We start from the raw sequence: 25,960 nt of genomic DNA on the forward strand, positions 1-25,960 counted from the left end.
TCGGCCATGGGCGCAAAGGCCGCCGCGGTCAGCGACTAGATCGAAAACGCCCCGCTCGCCACCACGATGCCACGTCCACACACGCTCACCGAGCCGGCATCGACATCGACCTCGATGATGCTGGTACGTCCGAGCGCCGTGCCTTGTTCGACCTTGATGACGCCGGGCTGCGCAACACCGTGTGCAACCAGATGTGCGGCGAGCGGACCAGCCGCCGTACCGGTTGCCGGATCCTCGGCAATGCCGACAGTCGGGTTGAAAAACCGTGCATACGCTGTGCTTCCCCGCAGTGGCGGATCAAGTGAGAAGACGTAGCAGCCTTCCCCGCCGACCTCGTTGAGCAGGTCGAAAAGCTGTTTGGCGTCAGGCGAAATCCGGTCGACGGCTTGGCGATCGCGGATTGGCACCAGGAGATGGCCAGCACCGGTCGAGACCACCTGGCAAGGCACGACGTCCGTTATTTCTTCAGTATTTAAGCCAAGTGCCGCGGCAAGGGCGCCAAGGCTTGAGATCTGCCGGCCGGCCACTGGGGCTTCTTGCCGCATAATGATCTTTTCGAGTTTTCCCTGGCTTTGCCAGATGGCCAATGGATATACCAAGTCGCCGATCTGTTGGTGAAACCATGTCGGGCCATCGCCCAGCTCGAGCCGCCCCGCGGCAGCGAGCCACCACCAGGCCCCTAGCGTGTTGTGGCCGCCTGCGCCGAAAACCTCCACGCCTTTCGGCGTGAAAGAGCGCAATTTCCAATCGGCGTCCGCCCGGGTCGCCGGCAGGACAAAAGTGGTTTCGGACTGGTTGAACTCACGGGCAATGTTCTGCATCAGCTCGAGCGCCAACTCGCCACCACAATCGACCACCGCAAGGGAATTGCCGGTAAGCGGCTCCACCGCGAAGACATCGACGAAATGAAATGGGATTGTTCTGCTCATGGTTTTTCCTCCGAGAACCGCAATTGGGCCCGTTCAGTTTGCAGAACAATCTCTACCGAAATAACAATCTCTACCGAAGATGCGAGAGCACGTTGACCAGCTTGCCGGTCGGGTCGGCAATGAAGAAGCGTCTTACGCCCCACGGTTCGTCAGTCAAATCATAGACCACTCTGCAACCGATCTCGTTCGCGCGAAGATAAACCGCATCGACATTGTCGACCTCGATCGACAGATCAGGCACCGGGGTGCCGGAGCCGCCCTCGCTGGCGATGCTGATCTGGGGGACGGTGGTTTCGCTGGACGCCAGCGTGACGAGCCAGCCGTGATCCATGACGGCATCGAGCCCGAACAAGTCGGTATAGAACTTCCGAACATCCGGAATGCTGTCTGTTGCGATGTTCGAGACGATGCGCAGCACGGTCATTCCATGTCTCCTTCACTGCTTGGCGTATCTCCACAGCTTCGATGATAACGCATTGCTGCGCTGCGGGGACCCGCAGCAGGCTTCGTTAACGCTGTTCACGCCCAGGTTGTATCAATGGATGTCGCCGGTCGCCCAGAAAGGTTAACATCACCTGTTGACAGGCGGGCGATTTCGAATTACGAGTGACGAAATTCAAAATTCGTCACTCGTAATGAGCTAATGATCCATGATGCATGACACCCTCGACACGACGGCTGACCTGGTCCGGCAGGAGAATGTCGCGCGCATCCTCGATTGCGCAGAGCGGCTGTTCCGCCACTATGGCTACGGCAAGACCAATGTCGCCGACATAGCCCGTGAACTCGGCATGTCGACGGCCAACATCTACCGTTTCTTCGCCTCCAAGGTCGAAATCCACCAGGCCGTTTGCGGCCGTATGCTCGCTACCTGCTACCAACTGACCTACGACGCCTGCCATAGTCCCGGAACGGCCAGCGACAGGCTGCGCCGCTACGTGCAAACGCATTATCAGTGGACCCGCGACACCATGCTCGACCAGGAGAAGGTGCACGAAATGGTCGTCGTCGCCATCGAGCGCGATTGGCATGTCATCGAGAAGCATATCGACAGGATCCGCGGCTTGGTCGAGGAGGTGATCCGCGAGGGAATCGCGGCCGGCGAGTTTGCCGACCAGGACCCGGAAGTCGCTTCGCGGTGTTTCGGCGCCGCTATCATCACCCTGTGTCACCCGCAGATGGTCGCCCAGTGCCTTGCCAAGAACAACCGGGCGATGCCGGACGACCTTATCGAGTTTGCCATCAGGGCTTTGAAGAAATGACCGGCGGCGTCCGCCGGGCGTCGACAATCCATCTCCAGTTCGGGAGTACGCAAGTGTCTTTGTCCAAATCCATCATGAACAGGCTGCCGGCCATTGGTCCGGCTCTGGTCGTCGTCGCGGCGCTTGGGCTCGCCGGTTGCTCGCAAGAAAAAGTGGAAGTCAAGGACATCGTCCGGCCGGTCAAGGTCGTCGAGATCGCCAAGGCGAACAATACCCGTGAGCTCTCCTACTCCGGATCCGTGCGTGCCCGCACCGAGATGAATCTCGGCTTCCGCATCAACGGCAAGATCACCGAGCGCCTGGTCGACATCGGCCAGCGCGTCAAGCCGGGCGACGTTCTGGCCCGCATCGATCCCGCCGACTACGACCTTTCGGTCAACAGCGCCGAGGCCAGCCTCGAGGCCGCCGAGCGGCAGGTCGAGACAACGGGCCTTGCCCGCCGTCGTGCCGAACAGCTGTTTGCCAAGAAGTTCTCCTCGAAATCGCAGCTCGAACAGGCGACGCTCAGCTATGATCAGGCGGTCGCCACCCGCAATTCCGCCCGCTCAGCGCTTGACCAGGCGAAGAACCAGGTCCTCTACACCGACCTCAAGGCGGACAGGAATGGCATCGTCACGTCAGTCGCCGCCGATGTCGGTCAGGTGGTCGGCTCCGGCACGCCGGTTGTGACCGTTGCCGTCGATGGCGAGAAGGAAGTGCTGATCGCCGTGCCGGAAACGGATATCGCCCAGTTCAAGCCGGGCAAAGACGTCAAGGCAAGCTTCTGGTCCGACGAAGCGCTGACGCTCGACGGCAAGGTCCGTGAAGTCGCCGGCAGCGCCGATCAGCAGTCGCGTACCTTTGCCGTTCGCGTCAGCCTGCCGAGCGATCCGCGCGTGCTTCTCGGCATGACCGCGAATATCGAGGCTTCGGCCGCCAACAACAGCCTGCAAAGCGTATCGATCCCGTTGAGCGCGCTGGCGGAAAAGGACGGCCAGCAGATCGTCTGGACCGTGGACCGCAACGGCGAGACCGTCCATGCGCGTCCGATCAAGGTCGCCGAGTTCACCGCCGACGGCGTGCATGTTGCCGAAGGATTGAAACCCGGCGATGTCGTCGTTGCGGCGGGCACGCAATTCATGACCGAAAATCTGAAAGTCAAGCTGGCCGGCGATGCGGTGCAGCAGTCAGCATCGGCGGACGATGATGGCGACGCCGTCAAGCGCGTGCGCTGACGGCCAGGCAGAAAACGGCTTTTCCTCGCATCGGCGCAAGCCGCGAGGTCAAGCGGTTCACGGTTTCCGGGCGGCAGGCGCCCGATTGTCGAGACGTCAGGTCGATGTACCCCCCCGACATCGATCCTAGCGCCCCACCGCGATGAGTGTCTCTCCGCTCGGAAAGCCTCGCCGCCCGGAAGCCAGAGCATGATCCCGAAAAGTGGAAGCCGGTTTTCGGAAAAGATCATGCTCGAACAGGAAAGATGGAGCCCCATCCCGATCCTATCGGGATGGAACAGGCTCCAGCATTAGAAGCTCCGTGGGCATGCCATGTGCGTGCGCTGACGATCAGACAGATGGACTGGCGCTATGACCACCGACACCACCGACACCAATGGAAAACGGCCTTTCAATCTTTCGCGCTGGGCGATCGGGCACCCGAGCATTGCGCGGTTCCTGTTCGGCCTGATCATTGTTGCCGGTGCGCTCGGCCTGATGCGCATGGGCCAGAAGGAAGATCCGGATTTCACCTTCCGCGTCATGGTCGTCCAGGCGGTCTGGCCCGGTGCCTCGATCCAGGAGATGGAGGACCAGGTCGTCAACAAGATCGAGCGCAAGCTGCAGGAAACGCCGCATCTCGATTTCGTCCGTTCCTACACGCGCGCCGGCAGCGCCATCATCACCTTGCAGGTGGAAGGCGACACCAATCCGACGCAGGTCGCGGATGCCTTTTACCAGGTACGCAAGAAGGTCGGCGATATCGCCAATGAGCTGCCCCAGGGGCTGCTTGGGCCTTACTTCAACGACGAATTCGGCGACACTTTCATCACCCTGCATTCGATCAGCGGCGATGGCTACAGCTATCCCGAGCTGAAGAAATTGGCCATCCAGGCGCGTGACATGCTACTGACCACGCCCGGCGTCGAGAAGGCCGTGATCATCGGCGACCAGCCGGAAAAACTCTATATCGACGTTTCGTCCAAGGTGCTTGCCGAGCGCGGCCTGACACTCACCGATCTGCAGAACGCGATCAAGGGCCAGAACAATGTCGATCCCGCAGGCTCGGTCGACACCGGCCAGCGCTCTGTGCGCATCTCGGTCGAAGGCAGCGTGACGGAGGCAGCCGACATCCGCGAACTTCGCCTGCGCGCCGGCAATCAGGTGACGCGCCTCGGCGACATCGCAACCGTGACCACAGGTCTCGAGGATCCCTATCAGCGCAAATACCGCTTCAACGGCCAGGACAGCGTCCAGGTCGGCGTCGTCATGGCCAAGGGCTTCAACGTCACCGATGTCGGCAAGGAGGTCGAGGCGACCTATCACCGCTTCGAAGAGGCCTTGCCTTACGGCGTTTCAGTCGATCAGATCGCCGACCAGCCGGAAGTCGTGCGGGACGCGGTGAGTGAGTTCATGACGGCGCTCGGCGAGGCGCTGCTGATCGTGCTTGTCGTTTCGTTCCTGACGATCGGCTGGCGTTCGGGCCTGGTGATCGCGATCACCATTCCGCTCGTTCTGGCCGCCACCTTCGCCATCATGTACGAGATCGGCATCGATCTGCAGCGCATTTCGCTTGGCGCGCTGATCATCGCGCTCGGCCTGCTTGTCGACGACGCGATGATCGTCGTCGAAATGATGGAACGCAAGCTCGAGGAAGGAATGGTCAAGATCGAGGCGGCGAGCTTCGCTTACACCTCGACGGCCTTCCCGATGCTGACCGGCACGCTGATCACCACCGCCGGCTTCATCCCGGTCGGCTTCGCGGCTTCGACGGCCGGCGAATATGTGCGCACGCTGTTCTATGTTGTCGGCATCGCACTGGTCGTCTCCTGGTTCGTGGCGGTCTATTTCACGCCGTGGCTTGGTCATATGATCCTCAAGCAGCGAAAACACGCCGGCAGCCATCACGATGTCTTCGACACGCGCTTTTATCGCCGGCTTCGCGCCACCGTCAGCTGGTCCGTGCGCCACCGCATCATCGTGCTGGTCATGACGCTGGTGACCTTCGTCACCAGCCTGTGGGCGTTCCAGTTCATCCCGCAGAATTTCTTCCCGCAGTCGTCGCGTCCGGAAATCCTTGTCGACCTCTGGCTGCCGGAAGGCACCAGCATCAAGGAAGTCGAGACGCAGGCCAAGGCGCTCGAAACCAGGATGATGGACGACAAGGACAAGCGCTTCATCGCCACCTATATCGGCGAGGGCGCTCCGCGTTTCTTCCTGCCGCTCGACCAGCAGCTCCGCAATCCGAATTTTGCCCAGCTTCTGGTGATGGCCAATGACGAACCGGCCCGCGAACGGCTGATCGTCAAGCTGCGCACCATTCTGGCCGAGGATTTCCCGTCGGTCCGTGCCAAGGTCGACCGCCTGTTCCTCGGGCCGCCCACCGGCTGGCCGGTGCAGATGCGCGTCATGGGCCCGGATCGCCAGGAGGTGCGCCGCATCGCCGACGAGGTGAAGGCGAAGTTCCAGGCAAATCCGCTGCTCGGCGCCGTCCACGACGACTGGCTCGAGCCGGTGCCGGAGATGAAGCTGGTGATCGACCAGGATCGCGCCCGTGCGCTCGGCGTCACCTCGCAGCGCATCCGCCAGATGCTGCAGGCGACCATGTCGGGAGCGCCGCTCGATGATTTCCGTGATGGCGAGGAGACGGTTTCGATCGTCGCTCGCGAGCCGGAGGCAAGCCGCCATCTGCTGTCGGCGGTCGACTCGATCTCTGTCCCGACGGATTTCGGTGGCTTCGTGCCGCTGTCGCAGGTCGCCAAGGTCGTCCCGGTGCTGGAGCAAGGTGTCGAATGGCGGCGCGACCGTCTGCCGACCATCAGCGTGCGCGCCACGCTGCCGGACGGCGTGCAGTCGAACGATGTCGTCATGAAGATGTACAGCGAGATGCAGGGCCTGCGCGACGGTCTGGCGCCTGGCTACAACATCGAGATCCAGGGCGGCGCCGAGGATTCGGCCGAAAGCCAGGCCTCGATTGCTGCGAAAGCTCCAATCATGCTGGCCGTCATCGTCGTGCTGCTGATGATCCAGCTGCAGCATTTCGGCAAGGCGATGCTGGTGCTGGCGACTGGTCCACTCGGCATCATCGGTGCTGCGGCGGCACTTTTGATCAGTGGCGCGCCGTTCGGCTTCGTCGCCATTCTCGGCGTCATCGCGCTGCTTGGCATCATCATGCGCAACTCGATCATCCTGGTCGACCAGATCGACCAGGACATCGCAGCCGGCATGGAACGCTCGGAGGCCATCATCGGCTCGGCAGTCCGCCGTTTCCGGCCGATCATGCTGACGGCGCTGACGGCGGTCCTGGCACTGATCCCGATCTCGCGCGGCGTCTTCTGGGGTCCGCTCGCCTATGCCATGATGGGCGGCATCCTCGTTGCCACGGTGCTGACCATCCTCGTCCTTCCGGCAGGCTATGCCTTGTTCTTCGGCAGGGAGCGCAAGAAGGTCGAGGACGCGGAGCCGGCCGCCGAGCCGAGGCTGGCGGAAAACGATGACCAGCCGCAACTGCCCCTGGCGGCCGAATAGCGGTCGAGGCAGTCGCGCAAGGTTGGCGCCGCCCCTCATCTGGCTGCCGCCATCTTCTCCCCGTATAGTGACGGGGAGAAGGACGCCTTCGCAAAGGATTTCGCCAATATCCAGCGCTGCAAAAAAAGCGCCGAGCGTACGGCCAGCCCCTTCTCCCCGTCCACTATACGGGGAGAAGTGCCCGGCAGGGCGATGAGGGGCGGCGCCGAGATCGATAATTAATCTCAAGTGAGGCTACCGCGCGCCGGAGGAGGACGTCATGACCATAGCTCAGGCACCGGTGGCGCTGCGCCGGCCGATCGACGGACGCCACCGCAAAATGTTCGTCGATGGGGCTTGGGTCGACGCTTGCTCGGGCCGCACCATGGAAACCCGCAATCCGGCCACCGGCGCGGTCATTGCCACGGTGCCGCGCGGCGACCGCCAGGATGTTGAGCTGGCGGTGGCCGCAGCGCGCAGGGCCTTCGACGGGCCGTGGAGCCGGTGCAAGCCCTATGAGCGGCAGGTGCTGCTCCTCAGGATCGCCGATCTCTTCGAAAAGCACTGGGAGGAGATCAGCCGTTCGGACACCACCGACATGGGCATGCCGATCGTGCGCACGCTGGCCAACCGCAACCGCGTCATCGGCATGCTGCGCTATTACGCCGGCATGGCGACGTCCCTGCACGGCGAGACGATCGAGAACTCGCTGCCGGGCGAAATCGTCTCCTTCACGCGCAAGGAGCCGGTCGGCGTCGTCGGCGCCATCATCCCGTGGAACGCCCCGACGGCGGCTTCGATCTGGAAGATCGGACCGGCGCTGGCGACCGGCTGCACGGTGGTGCTGAAACCATCCGAAGAGGCGCCGCTGACGCCGCTTCTGATCGCAGACCTCATGAACGAGGCCGGCGTTCCGCCAGGCGTCGTCAACATCGTGACCGGCACCGGCGCCGAGGCAGGCGCCGCACTTGCCGAGCATATGGGCGTCGACAAGATCGTCTTCACCGGCTCGACGGCAACCGGCCAGTCGATCGTCCGCGCCTCGGCTGGCAACCTCAAGCGCGTCTCGCTGGAGCTTGGCGGCAAGTCGCCGGTCATCGTCTGCGCCGACGCCGATCTCGACAAGGCGGTGCCGGTGGCGGCGATGTCGGTGTTCGCCAATTCCGGCCAGATCTGCATCGCCGGCTCGCGCCTGTTCGTCGAACGCTCCGTCCATGATGAATTCGTCGAGCGGCTGGCGGCCTATGCCAAGGGTCTCAGGATCGGCGACGGCATCGATCCGGCGACCGAGATCGGCCCGCTCGTCTCCGAAAACCAGCTGCAACGGGTCGCCTCGTATTTCGAGGCCGGCACGGCGGAGGGCGCGACCCTCGTCACAGGCGGTCAACGCCTCATGGAAGGTGCGCTGGCCGCCGGCAATTTCGTCGCGCCGACCGTCTTTGCCGGCGTTTCGGACGACATGAGGATCGCGCGCGAGGAGATCTTCGGGCCGGTGATTTCGGCGCTGCCGTTCGATACGCTCGATGAGGCGGTCGAGCGCGCCAACAACACGCCCTACGGTCTTGCCGCCGGGGTCTTCACCCGCAATGTCGCCACCGCCCACCAGCTGTCGCGAAAAATCCGCGCCGGCTCAGTCTGGGTGAACACCTATCACGCCATCGATCCGGCCGTGCCTTTCGGCGGCTACAAGATGAGCGGCTACGGCCGCGAGGGCGGTGCCGAGCACCTCGACGAGTATCTCAACACCAAGGGCGTGTTCATCAAGATTGATTGAAAACGCGGCTCTCCCTTCTCCCCTTGTGGGAGAAGGTGGCCTCGCCCACGGGTCTTGCCTCCGGCAAGCCCGAGGACAGGCTCCGCGAGGTCGGATGAGGGGTGTTCCAGCTTGGCACGGACGGCACTCCGGCCAACACCCCTCTTCCGTCTTGGCGCTGCGCGCCAATCCACCTTCTCCCACAAGGGGAGAAGGCAAGAATGCAGCCGTCAGCTGCGCGGTCTGGTCTTCTGCGGATCGTAGTGGGCAAAAGTCACGACGCGTGCCGGCAGTCGCTTGCTGTGGCCGTCGAGCTTGCCGATCTCGACCGCGGTGCCGATCGCGGCATGGGTGACGTCGAGCCTGGCCAGCGCGATGGTCTTGTTGAGCAGCGGCGAGCGCATGGCGGACGTGACCTCGCCGATCTGGGCGCGGCCGACATGGACGCAATCGCCATGCCCGACCGCGACATTGGCGTCGATGTCGAGGCCGACCAGTTTCCTCTGCGGGTTTTCCTTGCGCCGGATCAGCGCCTCGCGGCCGATGAAATCGTCGGTCTTGCTCTTCAGCGGCACGGTGAAGCCGATGCCGGCCTCGAACGGATCGGTCTGGTCGGAAAATTCGTGAGCAGCAAAGATCAGCCCGGCCTCGATGCGCACCATGTCGAGCGCCTGCAGCCCCATCGGCTTCAAGCCATGCGGCTGGCCGGCCGCCCAGATGGCGTCGAACACCTTTTCGGCGTCGCGCGGGTGGCACCAGATCTCGTAGCCGAGTTCGCCGGTGTAGCCGGTGCGCGAGACGACGATTGGAATGCCGTTGCCGCCGCCGATGCGGGCGACGGCGAAACGGAACCATTCGAGCTCCTCGATCGACGGCTGCAGCGGCGAGGTCCAGATGATCTCCTTCAGGATGTCGCGGCTCTTCGGTCCCTGCACGGCGACATTGTGCATCTGGTCGGTCGACGAGCGCACCAGCACGTTGAGGTCGAGGCGCGTCGCGGTGTCGCGCAGCCATTCGCCGGAAAGATCGTCGCCGCCGACCCAACGGAAATTATCCTTGCCGAGCCTGAGCAGCGTGCCGTCGTCGATCATGCCGCCATGCTCGTAGCACATGGCGGAATAGACCACCTGGCCGACACCGAGTTTTTTCACGTCGCGGGTCAGCGTGTATTGCAGCAGCGCTTCCGAATCCGGGCCGGTGACCTCGAATTTGCGCAGCGGCGACAGGTCCATGATGACGGCGGCCTGCCGGCAGGCCCAGTATTCGTCGATAGGGCCCTCTTTTGCGAAGGAATTGGCCAGCCAATACCCCCTGTACTCGACGAAGTTGCGGGTGTGCTTGGCAAAGCTCGAATGAAATGATGTCTCGCGGGTCATTTTCGGTTCCGAATCGGGCGTCATGCGTCTGGCGATCGCTCGCGAGAATTTATGCTTGCCGGAATAGGTCCGCACATGGATGTCGGTCGGGTTCCAGCCATTGGCCGGCGTCGTGTCGTCGGGACAGGCGGACGACACGCAAACGATGTCGGTAAGCGCCCGCAGCAGCACATAGTCGCCCGGCCGCGACCATGGCTCGTCCGACACCATGACGCCATGCGCGTCGATCGCCGTGTTGAAGAAGAAATTGATCGCCATCCAGCCCGCGCGAGGAGTTACACCCTTGTCGGAGAGCGCGCGGTTGAAATTCTCCGAGCAGTTGGGGTGACCGGGATAGCCGATGTCGTCGTAATATTTGGCGGCGCAAGCGAGCGCGAACGCATCGTGCCGGCCGCAGGTGTCCTGCACCACCTCGACCAGCGGCTCCATGTCCTGATCGTAATATTTCGAATGAAGGCCTGGCATCGGATAGCTCGAACCCATCAGCGTGCGGGTCGTCGTCACGTCGAGCGGATGGTCGCGTCCCTTGTCGAGCTTGCGCGCCGAAAAGCACTGGAAGTCGGTGCATTGGCGCCCGTCGACATCGATGATCTGCAGATAGTCGCCCGCCCCGACGAAGTAGGCTTCCGCGGTCGCCGAATGGACGCGCAAATCGAGCACCGGGTCGGCCAGCGGGTCGCCAAGCCTGGACTTCGCCGCCGGACGGATCGTGGCGCGGCGAACGATGACGTTGAGCGGCGTCGCCGTGTCATGGCCGTCGACCGGCATTGGCCCGCCCGGGGCGGCGATCAGCATCGAGCCGTCGCGGGCGACGGCAAAACCCTGTTCGGTGCCGGCAGGGGTGGCGCCGCCGAAGACACGAACCGCCTTTGCCTGGCCGAGCTGCACCTGGCTTCGCTCGAGCCCTCGGCGCAACGAAGCGAGGCTGTCGTCGCCATCGGCCAGCAACGCCTTGATGCCGGCGGCATTGCTGTTCGATTTCTCGCCGAAAATGCCGGCATCAGGCACCCCGCTCTTGTCCCATGCCAAGAGCTCGCAAGCCTGGCCGCCTTCGACGTTGCGCACGCTGACGGTATCGCCGGCCTCGACGTCGATGAGCACCGCACCATTGCCTTGAACGGAATAGCGCTCCATGCCGGCGGGCAGCGCCATCTGGCCGGGCCGCAGGATCAGGCTCGGTCGTGGCGGTCCGGCGGCGACGGCGGGGTAGGGCGACTGGCTCATCTCGACCCGGGTCTCAAGAAACAAGTTTGCCTGTACGTGAAATTATTTTCGCAGCAAGAATAGCAGTGCGTGTCGGTTTGGCAAGGCGGCGCGGCTCCCCCTTCTCCCCTTGTGGGAGAAGGTGGCCGAGCGAAGCTCGGTCGGATGAGGGGTGCTCCAGCTTGGCACCGACAGCACTCCGTCCAACACCCCTCTTCCGTCTTGGCGCTACGCGCCAATCCACCTTCTCCCACAAGGGGAGAAGGCAAGAGGCAACCGCTACGCCAACTCCTCCAAATAGCCGACCTCGACGCCATACTCCGCGGCTGCGTCGAGCATCGTGTGCCACAGGCTTTCGGCGAAACTTGCAAACACCAGAAGATTGAACACCGCCTGCCCATCCGGCCGGTCATCGCCACGCCAGAGATTGACGCTGGTATGGTCGATCGACGTGGCGGCAGCGGCGTCGATCGGAAACGCCGTCGGGTGCAGGTCGAGCGACGACAATTTCGCCAGCATGGCGCGCGCCTTGGCTCCCGAGACGCTGATCAGGGCGCGCGCATGCGACTGGTCCGACAGCGACGCGGACTGCGAAAACGCCTGGCTCAAATTGTCCATCGTGTGCTTGCCGCTCTTGGACAGGACGAGGAACTGATCCGGTCCCGACCAGATGAGCGTCACGCCCGAAGCGCTGACGGCCTTCGGCAGATCCGGAGCCGCCATGCCGAAACGGACCTTGGCGGCGTTTGCCAGTTCCGCCCCTTTGCCGCGCCGCGCCATCACCTGGATCAGGTCGAAATTGCGAACTTCAGTGAGGGAAATGCCCGGCGCGACGTCGCGCGCGCCATGGGCGCCGACGACAAGGACATGCTCCAGCGGACTGCGAGAAAGCCACGAAGACTCAGCCACGCTGGCGCCCTCCATCCGGATCGTAGAAGACGGGATTGCACAGCTCGACATCATAGTCTTCACCGCGCAGCGGATCGTGCGCATGGACGATCTCGCCAATGCGCTCGCGGCCGCGCTCGACAAGCGCCAGCCCGATCCACTGGTCAAGCATCGGCGAGAAACAGACCGAGGTGACATAGCCCTGGTCGTTGGCGGAACCCGGTATCTCGCCCTTCGGAATGATATGCGCGCCGGAGCGCAGGCGGCGCGCTCTGTCCGTCGGCTTGATGCCGACCACGACCTGCCGATCCGGTGCGACCAGCGCCTCGCGTCCGGCCATGACGCGGCCGACAAAATCCTTTTTGGTCGACATCATCTTGCCCAAGCCGAGATCGGCCGCGGTCGTCGTGCCGTTCAGTTCCGGCCCGGCAACATGGCCCTTTTCGATGCGCATGACGCCGAGCGCCTCGGTGCCATAGGGCGTGACGCCGAATTGTTTGCCGGCTAGCATCAGGTTGCGCACCAGCGCGTCGCCGTAGCGGGCCGGAGCGGAAATCTCGAACGCCATCTCGCCGGAGAACGAAATGCGGAACAGCCGCGCCCTGATGCCGCCGCGAAGGGATACCTCCCGCGCTCCCATGAATGGAAAACCCTCGTTCGAAAGGTCCTCGGCCGGATCGACGATTTCGCGAAGCAAGTCCCGGGTCTTCGGCCCGGCGATCGAGAATTGCGCCCACTGGTCGGAGACTGACGTGAGTTGCACGTCGAGTTCTGGGAACAGCACCTGCCGGCAGAATTCAAGATGCTGCATCACCGGCCCGGCCTTGGCGGTGGTGGTGGTCAGGAAATAGTGATCCTCGGCCAGCCGCGACGTGGTGCCGTCGTCATAGACCATGCCGTCCTCGCGCAGCATCAGCCCATAGCGGGCCCTTCCCACGGCAAGATTGGAGAAGGTGTTGATGTAGACGCGGTCGAGGAAGGCGCCGGCATCCGGTCCGTGCACGTCGATCTTGCCGAGCGTCGAGACGTCGCAAAAGCCGACGCCGGAGCGTACCGCCTTGACCTCGCGGATGACCGTTTCCAGCCAGTCCTTCTCGCCGGCGCGCGGATACCATTGCGCGCGCTTCCACAGGCCGGTGTCGACGAACACAGCGCCCTGTTCAACTGCCCAGTGATGCGACGGCGTCAGCCTTGTCGCGTGGAAGTTTTCGTCGCGATGATGGCCGGCAAAGGCGCCGATGGCGACCGGCACATAGGGCGGCCGGTAGATCGTCGTGCCGGTCTCGGGAATGGATTTGCCTGACAGCGCCGCCATGATGGCGAGGCCGGCGACATTCGAGGTCTTGCCCTGGTCGGTCGCCATGCCGAGCGTCGTATAGCGCTTCAGATGCTCGACCGATTCAAAGCCTTCGCGCTGCGCCAGCTCGATGTCGGCAGCGGTGACGTCATGCTGGTAGTCGACAAAGGCTTTTCCTTTGCCGGCAACATGCCAGAGCGGGGTCAGCGAAAACGCTTCGTCTTCGGCGACTGGCGGCGTGCCGGCACTGCCGCTGTGCCCGGCGCTCTGCGCCGCCGCCGCACCGGCGGCAAACCCCTGGCGCAGGCAGGCGCCGAGCCCAAAAGCGCCGTTGGCGGCACCGGCGGCCACCATGCCGGGAGGCGCGCCGTCCGGCACGAAGGCCGATATATCGTCCTGCCATTTCGGCCGGCCGCGATGGCATGAGGTCAGCCCGACCGCCGGGTTCCAGCCGCCGGAAACGGCAAGCCCGTCGGCTTCGACCTCGGCGCGTGCGCCGCCTGCCAGAGATATCGAGATTTTCCTGACACCGTCCTTGCCGCCGTCCACCCCGCTGACGAAACCGTTCAAAACGGCAAAGCCGGTTTTGGCGGCAAGCGCGCGATGCGCGGCCGATACGTCTGGACGCGCATCGACGACGGCAGCGATCTGCAATCCGGCGCCGAGTGCCGCCTCGACCGTGCGCCAGCCATCGCCGTTGTTGGTGAACAGCGCAATCCTCTTCGCCGGGGTTGCCGCATAGCGCGCGATATAGCTCCGCATTGCCGAAGCCATCATCACGCCGGGCGTGTCGTTGTCGGCAAAGACGATCGGCCGTTCGATGGCGCCGGCGGCAACAATCGAGCGCTTTGCCACGATCCGCCACAGGCGCTGGCGCACCTGATGCTCCGGCGGCGAAGGCAGATGATCGTTGACCCGCTCGATGGCGCCATAAGTCCCGCCATCATAGACGCCGAACAGTGTCGTGCGGTTCATGATGCGGACATCGGGCAGCGAGGCGAGTTCGGCCAGCGTGCGCGAAATCCATTCGGCTGCGGGCACCCCGTCGATCGTACCGCCGTCGGCAAGCAGGCGGCCGCCAAGCGCAAAATCTTCCTCGCACAGGATGACGCGGGCACCAGATCGGCCGGCGGCAAGTGCTGCCGCCAGCCCGGCTGGGCCGGAACCAGCGATCAGCACGTCGCAATGCGCCCACGTCTTGTCGTAATGATCAGGATCGGCAACGCCCGCGGCGCGGCCGAGACCAGCGGCGCGGCGGATCGCCGGCTCGTAGACTGCTTCCCAGAATTTTGCCGGCCACATGAAGGTCTTGTAGTAGAAGCCGGCGACGAAGATCGGTGAGAACAGCTGGTTGACCGCCATCAGATCGTGGCGCAGCGACGGCCAGCGGTTCTGGCTGGCGGCTTCCAGACCGTCATAAAGTTCGGCGGTGGTCGCCTTGGTGTTGGGCTCACGCCGGGCTCCGGTGCGCAGCTCGACCAGTGCGTTGGGTTCTTCCGAGCCCGCGGTCAGGATGCCGCGCGGCCGGTGGTACTTGAACGAGCGGCCGACCAGCTTGACGCCATTGGCGATCAGCGCCGAGGCCAGCGTGTCGCCCTGGAAGCCGGCAAAGGTTTTGCCGTCGAAGCGAAAGTTCAGCAGCAACGAGCGGTCGATGAGACCGCCGGATGGCAGACGATTGGGTTGGCTGGAAATCACGATGCCCGGCCCCCATGCACGAGCGTCGCGCTGCCCCTCATCGCCCTGCCGGGCACTTCTCCCCGTATAGTGACGGGGAGAAGGACGCCTTCACTGAGGGTTTCGCCAATCTCCAGCGTAGGAGGAAGAGCGCCGAGGTTGCGGCCATCTACCTTCTCCCCGTCACTATACGGGGAGAAGGTGCCGGCAGGCGGATGAGGGGCGGCGCTGAGTTGGCTAAGAATACTCATTTTGCCTGCCTCGCCCCGACTCCCGCCGCCGGCTCGACCGAGGAAATCTCGTGTGTCAGCGTGTTGCGGGTGATCTTCAGCCAGGCCCGGCAGCCGCCGCCATGATACCAATGTTCGCTCGTCTCGCCGGCAATGTTGTCGCGCAGATAGACGTAGTCGAACACTTCGTCTTCCGAGCCACCGGCTGCCGGCCGCAGCGGCTTGGCGTCGCCGAGATAGGTGAACTCGCCGAGTTCGCGTTCGCCGCAGAAGGGACAGACAATACGCATGCTTTTCGGGCCGTCCTCAGTGCAGGTTCGGTTGGGCGCCGACGCCCTTTTCATCGATGACAGCGCCCCGCCGGAACCGGTCGAGGCGGAAGCGCGCCGCCTCCTTGTGCAGTTCGTCGCGGGCCACAAGATGGGCAAAGACAAGGCCGGAGCCGGGCGTCGCCTTGAAGCCGCCATAGCACCAGCCGGCATTGAGATAGAGCCCGTCCACCGGCGTCTTATCGATGATCGGCGAGCCGTCCATCGACATGTCCATGATGCCGCCCCATTGGCGCAACAGGCGCACGCGACCGATCATCGGCATCAGCGCCATGCCGCCCTCGCAGACGTCTTCCATCACAGGCATGTTGCCGCGCTGGGCATAGGAATTGTAGCCGTCTATATCGCCGCCGAAGACCAGCCCGCCCTTGTCCGACTGGCTGACATAGAAATGGCCGGCGCCGAAGGTCATGACATTGGGGATCAGCGGCTTGATCGCCTCGGAAACGAAGGCCTGCAGCACATGGCTCTCGATCGGCAGCCGCAGGCCAGCCATCGCCGCGACGCGCGACGAACTGCCGGCGACGGCCATGCCGACCTTGCCGGCGCCGATTGTGCCGCGCGATGTCTCGACGCCGGTCACCTTGCCGTTGGCGTCGCGCCCAAAGCCGGTCACCTCGCAGTTCTGGATGATGTCGACGCCGAGCGCGCTCGCCGCATGGGCGTAGCCCCAGACCACGGCGTCGTGGCGTGCTGTGCCGCCGCGCCGCTGCAGCAGGCCGCCTTGCACGGGAAAACGGGCATTGTCGAAGTTCAGGAACGGCATCATCTTCTTGACCGCGGCAAGGTCGAGCAGTTCGGCATCGATGCCGTTGATGCGCATCGTGTTGCCGCGCCGCGCATAGGCGTCGCGCTGCGCATCGGAATGGTAAAGGTTGATGACACCGCGCTGGCTGACCATCGTGTTGTAGTTGAGGTCCTGCTCCATCCGCTCCCACAGCTTCATCGACAGCTCGTAGAAGCCGGTATTGCCGGGCAGCCCGTAATTGGAGCGGATGATGGTGGTGTTGCGGCCGGCATTGCCGGAGCCGATCCAGCCCTTTTCGAGCACGGCGACATTCCTGATGCCGTATTCGCTGGCGAGGAACCATGCCGTCGCCAGGCCGTGGCCGCCGCCGCCGATGATCACCACGTCGTAGCGGTCCTTCGGGCTGGCGTCGCGCCAGGTGCGCTGCCAATTCTTGTGACCGGAAAATGCCGCACGGGCGAGGGAGAAGATCGAGTATTTCATGGTTCTATTCCGAGGTCGCTCGCGCCGCGCAGGACCATTCTTGACGCATCGGAATCGTCCGAAAACCGCTTCACACTTTTCGGTCCGATGCTCTAGATATCCAGCGTGTGGTCGCGCTCCCACTGGGTGAAGTGGGAAGCATAGGAATTCCATTCCTGATGCTTCAGCTTTAGATAAGCCGACGAGAATTCCTCACCCAGCGCCGCCTTGAGCGATTTGTCGTTGTCGAACTCGCGCAATGCATCGAGCAGGTTGAGCGGCAGCTTCGGCGCGCCCTCCACCGTATGGCCGAACTGGTACATGTCGATGTCGTAGCGCTTGCCGGGATCGGCCTTCGAGCGGATGCCGTCGAGGCCGGCGGCGATGATGACCGCCTGCAGCAGGTAAGGGTTTGCCGCGCCGTCGGGCAGGCGCAGCTCGAAGCGTCCGGGGCCGGGCACGCGCACCATATGGGTGCGGTTGTTGCCGGTCCAGGTCACCGAGTTCGGCGCCCAGGTGGCGCCCGAAATGGTGCGCGGCGCATTGATGCGCTTGTAGGAATTGACCGTCGGGTTGGTGATCGCGGCAAGTGCCGAGGCATGCTTCATGATGCCGCCGAGAAAATTCCTGCCCTTCGCCGACAGGCCGAGCTCCATGGCGTTGTCGGCAAAGACATTGGTCTTGCCGTCCTTGTCCCACACCGAGATATGGGCGTGGCAGCCATTGCCGGTCAGGCCGGGGAATGGTTTTGGCATGAAGGTGGCGCGCAGGCCGTGCTTTTCCGCAACGGACCTCACCATGAACTTGAAGAAGGAATGCTTGTCGGCGGTCGCCAGCGCATCGTCGAAGGCCCAGTTCATCTCGAACTGGCCGTTGGCGTCCTCATGGTCGTTCTGGTAGGCGCCCCAGCCGAGCGCCAGCATGTGGTCGCAGATCTCGGCGATGACATCATAGCGCCGCATCACCGCCTGCTGGTCGTAGCAGGGCTTTGACGCCGTGTCGTATTCGTCGGAAATCGTCTTGCCGTCCGGCGAGATCAGGAAGAATTCGGCCTCGACGCCGGTCTTGACATGCATGCTGTCGCCCGCCGCCTCGTCAATCAGCCGCTTCAGCGTGTTGCGCGGCGCCTGGGCGACCGTTTTTTCGTCCATCATGCAATTGGCGGCAATCCAGGCGACTTCCGGCTTCCACGGCAGCTGGATGACCGAATCCGGATCCGGCACCGCCAGCATGTCTGGATGCGCCGGCGTCAGGTCGAGCCAGGTGGCAAAGCCGGCAAAGCCGGCGCCGTCCTTCTGCATGTCGGCGATGGCCTGCGCCGGCACCAGCTTGGCGCGCTGTCCACCGAACAGGTCGGTGTAGGAAATCATGAAATATTTGACGCCGTTCCCTTTGGCGAAGGCGGCGAGATCGTTCCCCATTATAGTTCCTCGCTTATTGGTTTTTTTTGGTAGTTTGGTATCAGAAGCCGTTCTTCCCCGGTATCCAGTTGGTGCCGGCCAGCGGCACACCGGCCATGGCGGCGGCTTCGATCGTCAGCGCGACGAGATCCTCGGGCTCGAGATTGTGCAGGCTGTTCTTGCCGCAGGCGCGGGCGATCGTCTGCGCCTCCAGCGTCATCACCTTGAGATAATTGGCCAGCCGTCGGCCGGCTGCTATCGGATCGAGCCGTTTCATCAGCTCGGGGTCCTGCGTGGTGATGCCGGCCGGATCGCGGCCCTCGTGCCAGTCGTCATAGGCGCCGGCGGTGGTGCCGAGCTCGTTGTACTCCGCCTCCCAGCGCGGATCGTTGTCACCGAGCGCGACAAGTGCGGCGGTGCCGATCGACACCGCGTCGACGCCGAGCGCCAGCGCCTTGGCGACATCGGCGCCGTTGCGGATGCCGCCGGAGATGATCAGCTGCACCTTGCGATGCATGCCGAGATCCTGCAGTGCCTGCACCGCCGGCCGAATGCAGGCAAGCGTCGGCTGGCCGACATTCTCGATGAACACTTCCTGGGTTGCGGCGGTGCCGCCCTGCATGCCGTCGATCACGACGACATCGGCGCCTGATTTCACCGCAAGGGCTGTATCGTAATATGGCCGCGCGCCGCCGACCTTGACGTAGATCGGCTTTTCCCAGTCGGTGATTTCACGCAGTTCCAGGATCTTGATTTCGAGATCGTCGGGCCCGGTCCAGTCGGGATGGCGTGAGGCTGAGCGCTGGTCGATACCCTTGGGGAGCGTGCGCATTTCGGCGACACGGTCGGAGATCTTCTGGCCAAGCAGCATGCCGCCGCCACCGGGCTTGGCACCCTGGCCGACGACGATCTCGATCGCATCCGCCCGGCGCAAGTCGCGCGGGTTCATGCCGTAGCGCGACGGCAGGTACTGGTAGACCAGTGTCTTGGAATGGCCGCGCTCTTCCTCGGTCATGCCGCCGTCGCCTGTCGTCGTCGAGGTGCCGGACAGCGTCGCGCCGCGGCCGAGCGCTTCCTTGGCCGGGCCGGACAGCGAGCCAAAACTCATGCCGGCAATGGTGATCGGGATTTTCAGCTCGATCGGCTTTTTCGCATGGCGCGAGCCCAGCACGACACTGGTGTCGCAGCGCTCGCGATAGCCTTCGAGCGGATAGCGCGAGATCGAGGCGCCGAGCACAAGCAGGTCGTCGAAATGCGGCAGCCTGCGCTTGGCGCCGGCGCCGCGGATATCATAGATGCCGGTCGCAGCGGCGCGACGGATCTCGGAAAGCGTGTAGTCGTCGAAGGTCGCGGATTTGCGCGGCGTCGTCGGCGGGTTGCGATAGGTCATTGAGCCTCAATACGCGTCGGCGTTGTCGATGTTGAAATTGTAGAGGCTGCGCGCCGAGCCGTAACGCGTGAACTCCGCCGCCTTGACGCCGGTCACCTCGGCGCGGTCGAGCAGGTCCTGCAGCAATGCCAGATGCTCGGGCCGCATCTCCTTGGCGATGCAGTCGGCGCCGAGGCTGCCGACCTTGCCGCGCACGAACAGCCGTGCCTCGTAGATGGAATCGCCAAGCGCATCGCCGGCATCGCCCAGCACCACCAGATTACCGGACTGCGCCATGAAGGCCGACATATGGCCGATATTGCCGTGGACGACGATGTCGATGCCCTTCATCGAGATGCCGCAGCGCGACGACGCGTTACCCTCGATGACCAGCAGCCCGCCCCTGCCGGTGGCGCCGGCATATTGGCTGGCATCGCCTTTGACTGTTATCGAGCCCGACATCATGTTTTCGCCGACGCCGGGTCCGGCCGAGCCATGCACCGTGATGGCGCTGCCGTCGTTCATGCCACCGCAATAATAGCCGACGCTGCCGCGGACATTGATGGTGATCGGCTGGTCGACGCCGACGGCGACCGAATGGCTGCCTTTCGGATGAAGCACCTCCCAGGCGGTCTCGTTCGAACCAGGGGTCAAATTGTGAAGCGCCTGATTGAGCTCGCGCAGGGGCATTTCGCTGAGGTCGAAGACCGTCGACGCCCGACTCTGCTCGTGGCCTTGCTCGCGGATCGCCTTGGAGACGTTGATTGCCGGCATGAGTTCAATGCTCCCAGAAATAGACGGTTGCGGGCTCGGGTTCCCAGACCCTCGCATTGTCTATGCCGGGCAGTTTGGTGAGCGCACGATATTCCGAGCCGAAGGCGACATACTGGTCGGTCTCGGCCATGACGGCAGGCTTGCAGGCGATCGGATCGCGCACCACGCCGAAGCCGTTCTTGGTGCCGACGACGAAGGTGAAGAATCCGTCGAGGTCGCTCAGCGTGCCTTCCAGCGCCTCGCCGAGATTCTTGCCATGCGCCATCTGCGAGGAGAGATAGGCGGCCGCGACTTCGGTGTCGTTCTCGGTCTCGAATTTCATGCCTTCGCGGATCAGCTCGCGGCGGACATTGTTGTGATTGGAAAGCGAGCCATTATGCACCAGGCATTGGTCGGCGCCAGTCGAGAACGGATGCGCGCCCATCGTCGTAACTGCCGATTCCGTCGCCATGCGAGTATGGCCGATGCCGTGCGTGCCGGTCATGCTGCGCACGTCGAAGCGATCAACCACCGTTTCGGGCAAGCCGACCTCCTTGTAGATTTCGACGACGTCGCCAGCGCCCATGATGCGGATGTCCGGGCGCAGCGCCTGGATCGCCTCGCGCACTTCGTCGATCTTGGCAGGCGCGGTCCTGACCACCGCATGCGTCGATTTCACTGCGATGCTTACTGGCGCTCCGATCGCCTTGGCGAGTTCGGCGTCAAGGTTGCTGAAATCCTGCTCCGGCTTTGCCGACTGGATGGTGATCTTGGCCTCGTTGCCTGATGGCGCGCCATAGATGGCGATGCCGGCACTGTCGGGACCGCGATCGCTGAGCGAGATCAGCATCTGCGAAAGCATCGAGCCGAGCTCGGGCTCGAGCGCCTTGTCCTTCAAAAACAATCCGACGATTCCGCACATGTCAGGCTCCCGCGGTGAGGTATGATTTCGGTGCTACCAGCTTCATATCAAGAATTCAACTCATATGAAAGTTTTTTTCATATTGGACAAGTCGCCCGGCGCGATTTGAGACGCCAGGCGACCTTATTGCGGTCTAATGGCGGTCGATCGCTTTTCTGGTTTCCTCTCCGGTGCGATCCGCCGCCATATCGGCTTCGATCTCAGCGTTCTCCTGGCGCGTCTGGAGGACGTGCCACCCGATCCAGAAGACGAGGCCGACGATCACCATCACCACTTCAGAACCCTGGAAAGGGTAGATCGCGCCGACGTCCTTGAGGTCCACGGCCCAGCTTTCCATTCCATTGGTCGACATTGCGGTTCTCCCTGTCGTTTGACTACTTGTCGGTTGACTATTTGATCATGGCCTTTTCGGCGGTTGCCAGTTCGTGGACCGAAGCCTCGAACGCATGGTTGAGGGCAAAGTCGACGCCCTCGAGTTCGACCTTCTTCGGTACGCGCAGAAGGTTCATGCTGTTGAGGATCTTGCAGACGACGAAGGTGGGGACGAAGCCGAGCGCGAACATCAGCACCGCACCAGCGAAATTGCCGAGCGGGTTGATGTGCGCGAAGCCCTCATAGGGCGAGGACGGCTGTCCCCACAGCATGAAGCCCGCCACCACGACGCCGAGGAAGCCGCCATAGCCGTGCACGGCAACGGCGCCGACCGCATCGTCGACCTTGAAGCGGCGCTCGACGAAATAGTGCAGCTTGTAGCAGATGCTCGGGACGATCGCGCCGATCAGCATCGCCTGGATCGGGTGATAGAGGTCATTGCCGGCAGACGCCGAGATGATGCCGCAAAGCCCCATCGAGAACGTCCAGAAGGGGTCGCCTTTCGAGACGATGTAGCCGGCCAGCATACCGCCCGACAGCGACATCAGGAAGTTGAAGGTGACCGCCGAGAGCGTCGTCGGCGCGAGATAGATATTGGTCGCCGTCCAGGTCTCGCCGGTGATCTGGCCGGCAATCGTGGCCGGGCTGATCAGCGGAATGTTGCACGCGGCATAGAAGCCCCAGAAGCCGGTGAAGATCAGGAACAGGCCGATCGTGACCAGCCAGACATTGTGGGGCGGGATGTCGCGCGCCGTGCCGTCGGGCCTGAACTTGCCGATGCGCGGGCCCAGCACGATGAGAAAAGCGAGCGCCGCTCCGCCGGCGATCGCGTGCACGACCCCCGATGCATACGCATCATGATAGCCCCAGAGTTTCACCATCCAGCCTTGCGGATGCCAGCCCCAGGACGCGTCGAGGATCCACAGGACCGAGCCGATCAGGACCGCGACGATCCAGAACGCGCCAGAGCGCGCGCGCTCTATGATCGAGCCCGAGATGATCGACGCCGTCGTGATGGAAAACAGCAGAAATGCGCCCCAGAACACGCCGTTGAGGCGATGCCACAACGCCGCGTCGGTCGGCGTGACCCCCGTCTCGCCGGGATTGACGCCGGAGAGATGGGTGCCCATCAGCGGATTCCATGGTTCGGCGAAAGGTGCGGTGACAAGTCCGCCGGCGATGCCCGGCCCGTTGGGGAAGCCGAAATAGATCCACCAGCCGAAAAAATAGAAGGTGATCGTGACGAGCGGAATCGCCATCGCGTTTTTCATCAGCGTTTTCAGATGATTGCGCCGGCGCGACACGCCGACCTCGTACATGCAGAACCCGACATGGATCAGGAACATCATGACGATCGTCACCCAGTAATAGAACTCCGTGAAAATGGTCGTTAGAGCGTTGAGATTCCCTTCCATTGCATGTCCCCTCCGTTCAGTTGCGTTCCTTGCCTCTCAGTAAAACTTTTTGCATCTTAGTATTGCGCGCTTTTGGAGTTTTGAGTCAATATGGCGCGGACCGTCGCATGGCCTCAGTGCCCTTGAGCGGCGAACGCCGGCAATCTTGTGAGGAGAAGCAAGTCCATGACCGCATCCTGGAGATTTTCGACCTTGGCGGATCGCCATCGTGCGCTCGGTTCGAAGCTCGAAGACTGGAGCGGGATGGGCACGGCCTGGACCTACGACAAGGACGCAGACGAGGAGTACATCGCCATCCGCACCAAGGCCGGGCTGATGGACGTGTCGGGCCTGAAAAAGGTCCACATCACCGGGCCGCATGCCTCGCACCTGATCGACCTCGCCACGACGCGCGACGTTGAGAAAATATATCCCGGCAAGTCGGCTTATGCCTGCATGCTCAACGAGGCCGGCAAGTTCACCGACGATTGCATCCTCTACCGGACCGGTCCGAATGCCTGGATGGTTGTGCATGGTTCGGGCACCGGCCATGAGGAGTTGCAGCGCGCCGCCATGGGCCGCGATGTCTCGCTGCGCTTCGACGACAATCTGCACGACCTTTCGCTGCAGGGACCGATATCAGTCGACTACCTGGCCAAGCATGTGCCTGGCATACGCGACCTCGCCTATTTCCATCACATGCAGACCCGGCTGTTCGGTTTTCCGGTGATGATCTCGCGCACCGGCTACACCGGCGAACGCGGCTACGAGATCTTCTGCCGTGGCCAGGATGCCGGCACGATCTGGGACACCATCCTCGACGAGGGCAAGAGCGCCGGCATCATCCCGTGCCGGTTCACCACGCTCGATATGCTGCGCGTCGAGAGCTACCTCCTGTTCTACCCCTACGACAATTCGCAGAAATATCCGTTCGAGAACGAACGCCCCGGCGACACGCTGTGGGAACTCGGCCTCGATTTTACCGTCAGCCCCGGCAAGACAGGGTTTCGCGGCGCCGAGGAGCACTACCGCCTCAAGGGCAAGGAACGCTTCAAGATCTTCGGCGTGCTGCTCGAAGGCAAGGAGCCGGCCGACGAGGGCGCGCCGGTCTATCGCGACGGCAAAAGGGTCGGCGTGGTGACCTGCGCCATGTATTCGCCGCTGGTCCAGAAATCGATGGGCATTGCCCGGCTCGACGTCGACTGCGCCGTCCAGGGCACCCGGCTCGAGATCCGCAACCAGAGCGGCGCCATCAGCGCAACGGCCGAGCCGCTTCCATTCGACGATCCGAAGAAGACCAAGCGCACGGCAAAAGGCTGAGGCATACTGAGAGGATGGCAGCGAAAAGCATCATCAGCCGGCCGGTCTACGGAACCCTGTCGCCGCAGCCCGGCAAGCACCATCTTTTCGTGGCCGATGCAGACGGCGCGCTAGCGATAACGGACTTGGCCCCCAAGGCGCCCGACGGTTTTTTTGCAAATGCCCATATTATTTTCATCCCCGGTAATGAGAGCCAGCATGTCGCCGCGCTCGAAGCGCTGAAGCCGGCTCAGCTCTTCCAGGGACCTTCCTTCGTCAGCGCCCTGCCGCGGCTGAAGCAGACGCTGGCCAACGCGCATATGGGCCTGCGCCTCTATCTCGCCGGCACCGAGGGGCTGATCGGCCAGGCGATGCAGGCGGCACTCGAAGCCGGCATCGACCACACCTCGATCCAGACCGAGCATCGCGGCTCGCTGGCGCGCCGCGTCCAATGCGTCCATTGCAAGGGCATCACCGAAAACGTGACGACGCAGCCGGCGACCTGCTCGCATTGTGGCCTGCTTCTTCTGGTACGCGATCACTATTCCAGGCGCCTCGCCGCATTCCAGGGCGTCTGCATCAACGCGGAAGACCGCAGCGAAATTCCTCCGGCGGAGGAGATCTTTCCATGAGCACCGGCACCACCAAGCTTGACGTCGTCGTGAGCGATGTCGTCCCGGTCAACGAACTGGTAACGCGCTTCCATTTCCGCCGGCGCGACGGGCAGCTTTTGCCGACATTCTCCGGCGGCGCCCATGTTGTGGTGGAGATGCGCGACGGCGAGCGGACCAGGCTCAATCCCTATTCGCTGATGGGCTCGCCGCTCGACACGCGCGAGTACACCATCTCGGTGCGCCGCGACGATGCCGGCCGCGGCGGCTCGCTGTTCATGCACAGCACTGTCAGGCCCGGCCATGAGATGGTGATCAGCTATCCGGTCAATCTGTTCTCGCTCGACCTGCGCGCCAGGAAGCATTTGATGCTGGCCGGCGGCATCGGCATCACGCCGTTCATGGCGCAGACCGCGCAGCTGGCGGCGGATGGCGGCAATTTCGAGTTGCATTACACCTGCCGCACCGCCTCGCTCGGCACCTATGCCGATGTGCTCAGGGAGCGCTACGACCGCCGGGTCAGGCTCTATCACGACGATCGCGACGAGCGCATCGAGCTCGACCGGCTGCTGTCGTCGCAGCCGCTCGGCACGCATCTCTACGTCTGCGGCCCGTCGGGCATGATCGGCTGGGTGCGCGATCGCGCCGCTGCGCTGGGCTGGCCGGCGGAAACCGTGCATTTCGAGCATTTTGCCGCCCCGCAGCCCGGTGCCCCGTTCGAGGTGACACTGGCGGTCAGCGGCAAGACCATCCGCGTCGGCGAGCAGCAGAGCCTGCTCGAGGCGATCGAGGCGGCAGGCGTCGATCCGCCCTATCTCTGCCGCGGCGGCGTCTGCGGCCAGTGCGAGACCAATGTCATCGCGCATGACGGCAACTTCATCCACAACGACCACTGGCTGAGCGAGGAAGAGCACCGTTGCGGCAAGAAGATCATGCCTTGCGTCTCGCGCTTCGAGGGCAGGTCGCTGGTTCTGGAAAGATAGGAG

Annotated in this window: 20 protein-coding genes; 7 read left to right on the forward strand and 13 right to left on the reverse strand. The window is 63.4% G+C overall.

The window, feature by feature from the left end:
- Window positions 1-35: 35 nt before the first annotated feature.
- Together AC0L2B_RS26040 and AC0L2B_RS26045 are read right to left on the reverse strand one after the other, a co-directional pair.
- Window positions 36-929, reverse strand: coding sequence for a PhzF family phenazine biosynthesis protein (locus tag AC0L2B_RS26040; RefSeq protein WP_473747357.1), 894 nt, complete (start codon window positions 927-929; stop codon window positions 36-38).
- A gap of 70 nt (window positions 930-999) precedes the next feature.
- Complete coding sequence (locus tag AC0L2B_RS26045; RefSeq protein WP_287285597.1) at window positions 1,000-1,353, reverse strand: VOC family protein; 354 nt, start codon at window positions 1,351-1,353, stop codon at window positions 1,000-1,002.
- A 229-nt stretch (window positions 1,354-1,582) separates the two neighbouring features.
- Here AC0L2B_RS26045 and AC0L2B_RS26050 point away from each other — a divergent pair, with 229 nt between their 5' ends.
- The 4 genes from AC0L2B_RS26050 to AC0L2B_RS26065 all read left to right on the forward strand — a co-directional run bounded on the left by AC0L2B_RS26050 (window position 1,583) and on the right by AC0L2B_RS26065 (window position 8,665).
- Window positions 1,583-2,191, forward strand: a complete 609-nt coding sequence (locus tag AC0L2B_RS26050; protein ID WP_473494078.1) for a TetR/AcrR family transcriptional regulator — start codon at window positions 1,583-1,585, stop codon at window positions 2,189-2,191.
- A gap of 74 nt (window positions 2,192-2,265) precedes the next feature.
- On the forward strand, window positions 2,266-3,405 hold the full coding sequence (locus AC0L2B_RS26055; protein WP_473747745.1) for an efflux RND transporter periplasmic adaptor subunit: 1,140 nt from the start codon (window positions 2,266-2,268) through the stop codon (window positions 3,403-3,405).
- Between the two features lie 351 nt (window positions 3,406-3,756).
- Window positions 3,757-6,912 (forward strand): efflux RND transporter permease subunit, encoded by a 3,156-nt coding sequence (locus AC0L2B_RS26060; protein ID WP_473747358.1) that lies wholly within the window; start codon window positions 3,757-3,759, stop codon window positions 6,910-6,912.
- Window positions 6,913-7,171: 259 nt separating this feature from the next.
- Window positions 7,172-8,665 carry an aldehyde dehydrogenase family protein gene (locus AC0L2B_RS26065; RefSeq protein WP_473747359.1) on the forward strand — a complete coding sequence of 498 codons (1,494 nt, stop codon included), beginning with the start codon at window positions 7,172-7,174 and terminating at the stop codon, window positions 8,663-8,665.
- A gap of 209 nt (window positions 8,666-8,874) precedes the next feature.
- On the opposite strand, the gene AC0L2B_RS26070 is transcribed toward AC0L2B_RS26065, so the two are convergent.
- The 11 genes from AC0L2B_RS26070 to AC0L2B_RS26120 form a co-directional block, all read right to left on the reverse strand.
- Window positions 8,875-11,244 carry a DUF1989 domain-containing protein gene (locus tag AC0L2B_RS26070; RefSeq protein ID WP_473747360.1) on the reverse strand — a complete coding sequence of 790 codons (2,370 nt, stop codon included), beginning with the start codon at window positions 11,242-11,244 and terminating at the stop codon, window positions 8,875-8,877.
- 258 nt (window positions 11,245-11,502) lie between these two features.
- Window positions 11,503-12,132, reverse strand: a complete 630-nt coding sequence (locus tag AC0L2B_RS26075) for a sarcosine oxidase subunit gamma (RefSeq protein WP_473747361.1) — start codon at window positions 12,130-12,132, stop codon at window positions 11,503-11,505.
- On the reverse strand, window positions 12,125-15,103 hold the full coding sequence (locus tag AC0L2B_RS26080; protein WP_473747746.1) for a sarcosine oxidase subunit alpha: 2,979 nt from the start codon (window positions 15,101-15,103) through the stop codon (window positions 12,125-12,127). Before AC0L2B_RS26080 ends, AC0L2B_RS26075 begins: the two co-directional genes overlap by 8 nt.
- Window positions 15,104-15,332: 229 nt before the next feature.
- Complete coding sequence (locus AC0L2B_RS26085; protein WP_473514802.1) at window positions 15,333-15,605, reverse strand: sarcosine oxidase subunit delta; 273 nt, start codon at window positions 15,603-15,605, stop codon at window positions 15,333-15,335.
- Window positions 15,606-15,621: 16 nt separating this feature from the next.
- Window positions 15,622-16,875 carry a sarcosine oxidase subunit beta family protein gene (locus AC0L2B_RS26090; RefSeq protein WP_473747363.1) on the reverse strand — a complete coding sequence of 418 codons (1,254 nt, stop codon included), beginning with the start codon at window positions 16,873-16,875 and terminating at the stop codon, window positions 15,622-15,624.
- 92 nt (window positions 16,876-16,967) lie between these two features.
- Entirely contained in the window at window positions 16,968-18,275 is a 1,308-nt protein-coding gene (glnT, locus tag AC0L2B_RS26095; RefSeq protein ID WP_473747364.1) for a type III glutamate--ammonia ligase, read from the reverse strand.
- Between the two features lie 40 nt (window positions 18,276-18,315).
- Window positions 18,316-19,644: an FMN-binding glutamate synthase family protein gene (locus AC0L2B_RS26100; protein ID WP_128171957.1), complete on the reverse strand. Its 1,329-nt coding sequence runs from the start codon at window positions 19,642-19,644 to the stop codon at window positions 18,316-18,318.
- Between the two features lie 6 nt (window positions 19,645-19,650).
- On the reverse strand, window positions 19,651-20,313 hold the full coding sequence (locus AC0L2B_RS26105) for a GltB/FmdC/FwdC-like GXGXG domain-containing protein (RefSeq protein WP_473747748.1): 663 nt from the start codon (window positions 20,311-20,313) through the stop codon (window positions 19,651-19,653).
- 88 nt (window positions 20,314-20,401) lie between these two features.
- Window positions 20,402-21,298 (reverse strand): class II glutamine amidotransferase, encoded by an 897-nt coding sequence (locus AC0L2B_RS26110; RefSeq protein WP_473747365.1) that lies wholly within the window; start codon window positions 21,296-21,298, stop codon window positions 20,402-20,404.
- A gap of 133 nt (window positions 21,299-21,431) precedes the next feature.
- Window positions 21,432-21,650, reverse strand: coding sequence for a hypothetical protein (locus AC0L2B_RS26115; RefSeq protein ID WP_287072904.1), 219 nt, complete (start codon window positions 21,648-21,650; stop codon window positions 21,432-21,434).
- Between the two features lie 37 nt (window positions 21,651-21,687).
- Window positions 21,688-23,085, reverse strand: coding sequence for an ammonium transporter (locus AC0L2B_RS26120; protein ID WP_473747366.1), 1,398 nt, complete (start codon window positions 23,083-23,085; stop codon window positions 21,688-21,690).
- Between the two features lie 165 nt (window positions 23,086-23,250).
- Here AC0L2B_RS26120 and AC0L2B_RS26125 point away from each other — a divergent pair, with 165 nt between their 5' ends.
- Genes AC0L2B_RS26125 through AC0L2B_RS26135 form a run of 3 tightly spaced genes read left to right on the forward strand, consistent with a single transcriptional unit; the run spans window position 23,251 to window position 25,957 of the window.
- Entirely contained in the window at window positions 23,251-24,384 is a 1,134-nt protein-coding gene (locus AC0L2B_RS26125) for an aminomethyl transferase family protein (protein WP_473747368.1), read from the forward strand.
- A 14-nt stretch (window positions 24,385-24,398) separates the two neighbouring features.
- A complete protein-coding gene (locus AC0L2B_RS26130) occupies window positions 24,399-24,995 on the forward strand; it encodes a dimethylamine monooxygenase subunit DmmA family protein (protein WP_473747369.1) in 597 nt (198 codons plus the stop codon).
- The gene (locus AC0L2B_RS26135) at window positions 24,992-25,957 is read left to right on the forward strand and encodes a PDR/VanB family oxidoreductase (protein ID WP_473747370.1); all 966 of its coding nucleotides are present in this window, start codon (window positions 24,992-24,994) and stop codon (window positions 25,955-25,957) included. Before AC0L2B_RS26130 ends, AC0L2B_RS26135 begins: the two co-directional genes overlap by 4 nt.
- Window positions 25,958-25,960: the final 3 nt, after the last annotated feature.

The sequence above is a fragment of the Mesorhizobium sp. WSM4815 genome, from assembly GCF_055811575.1.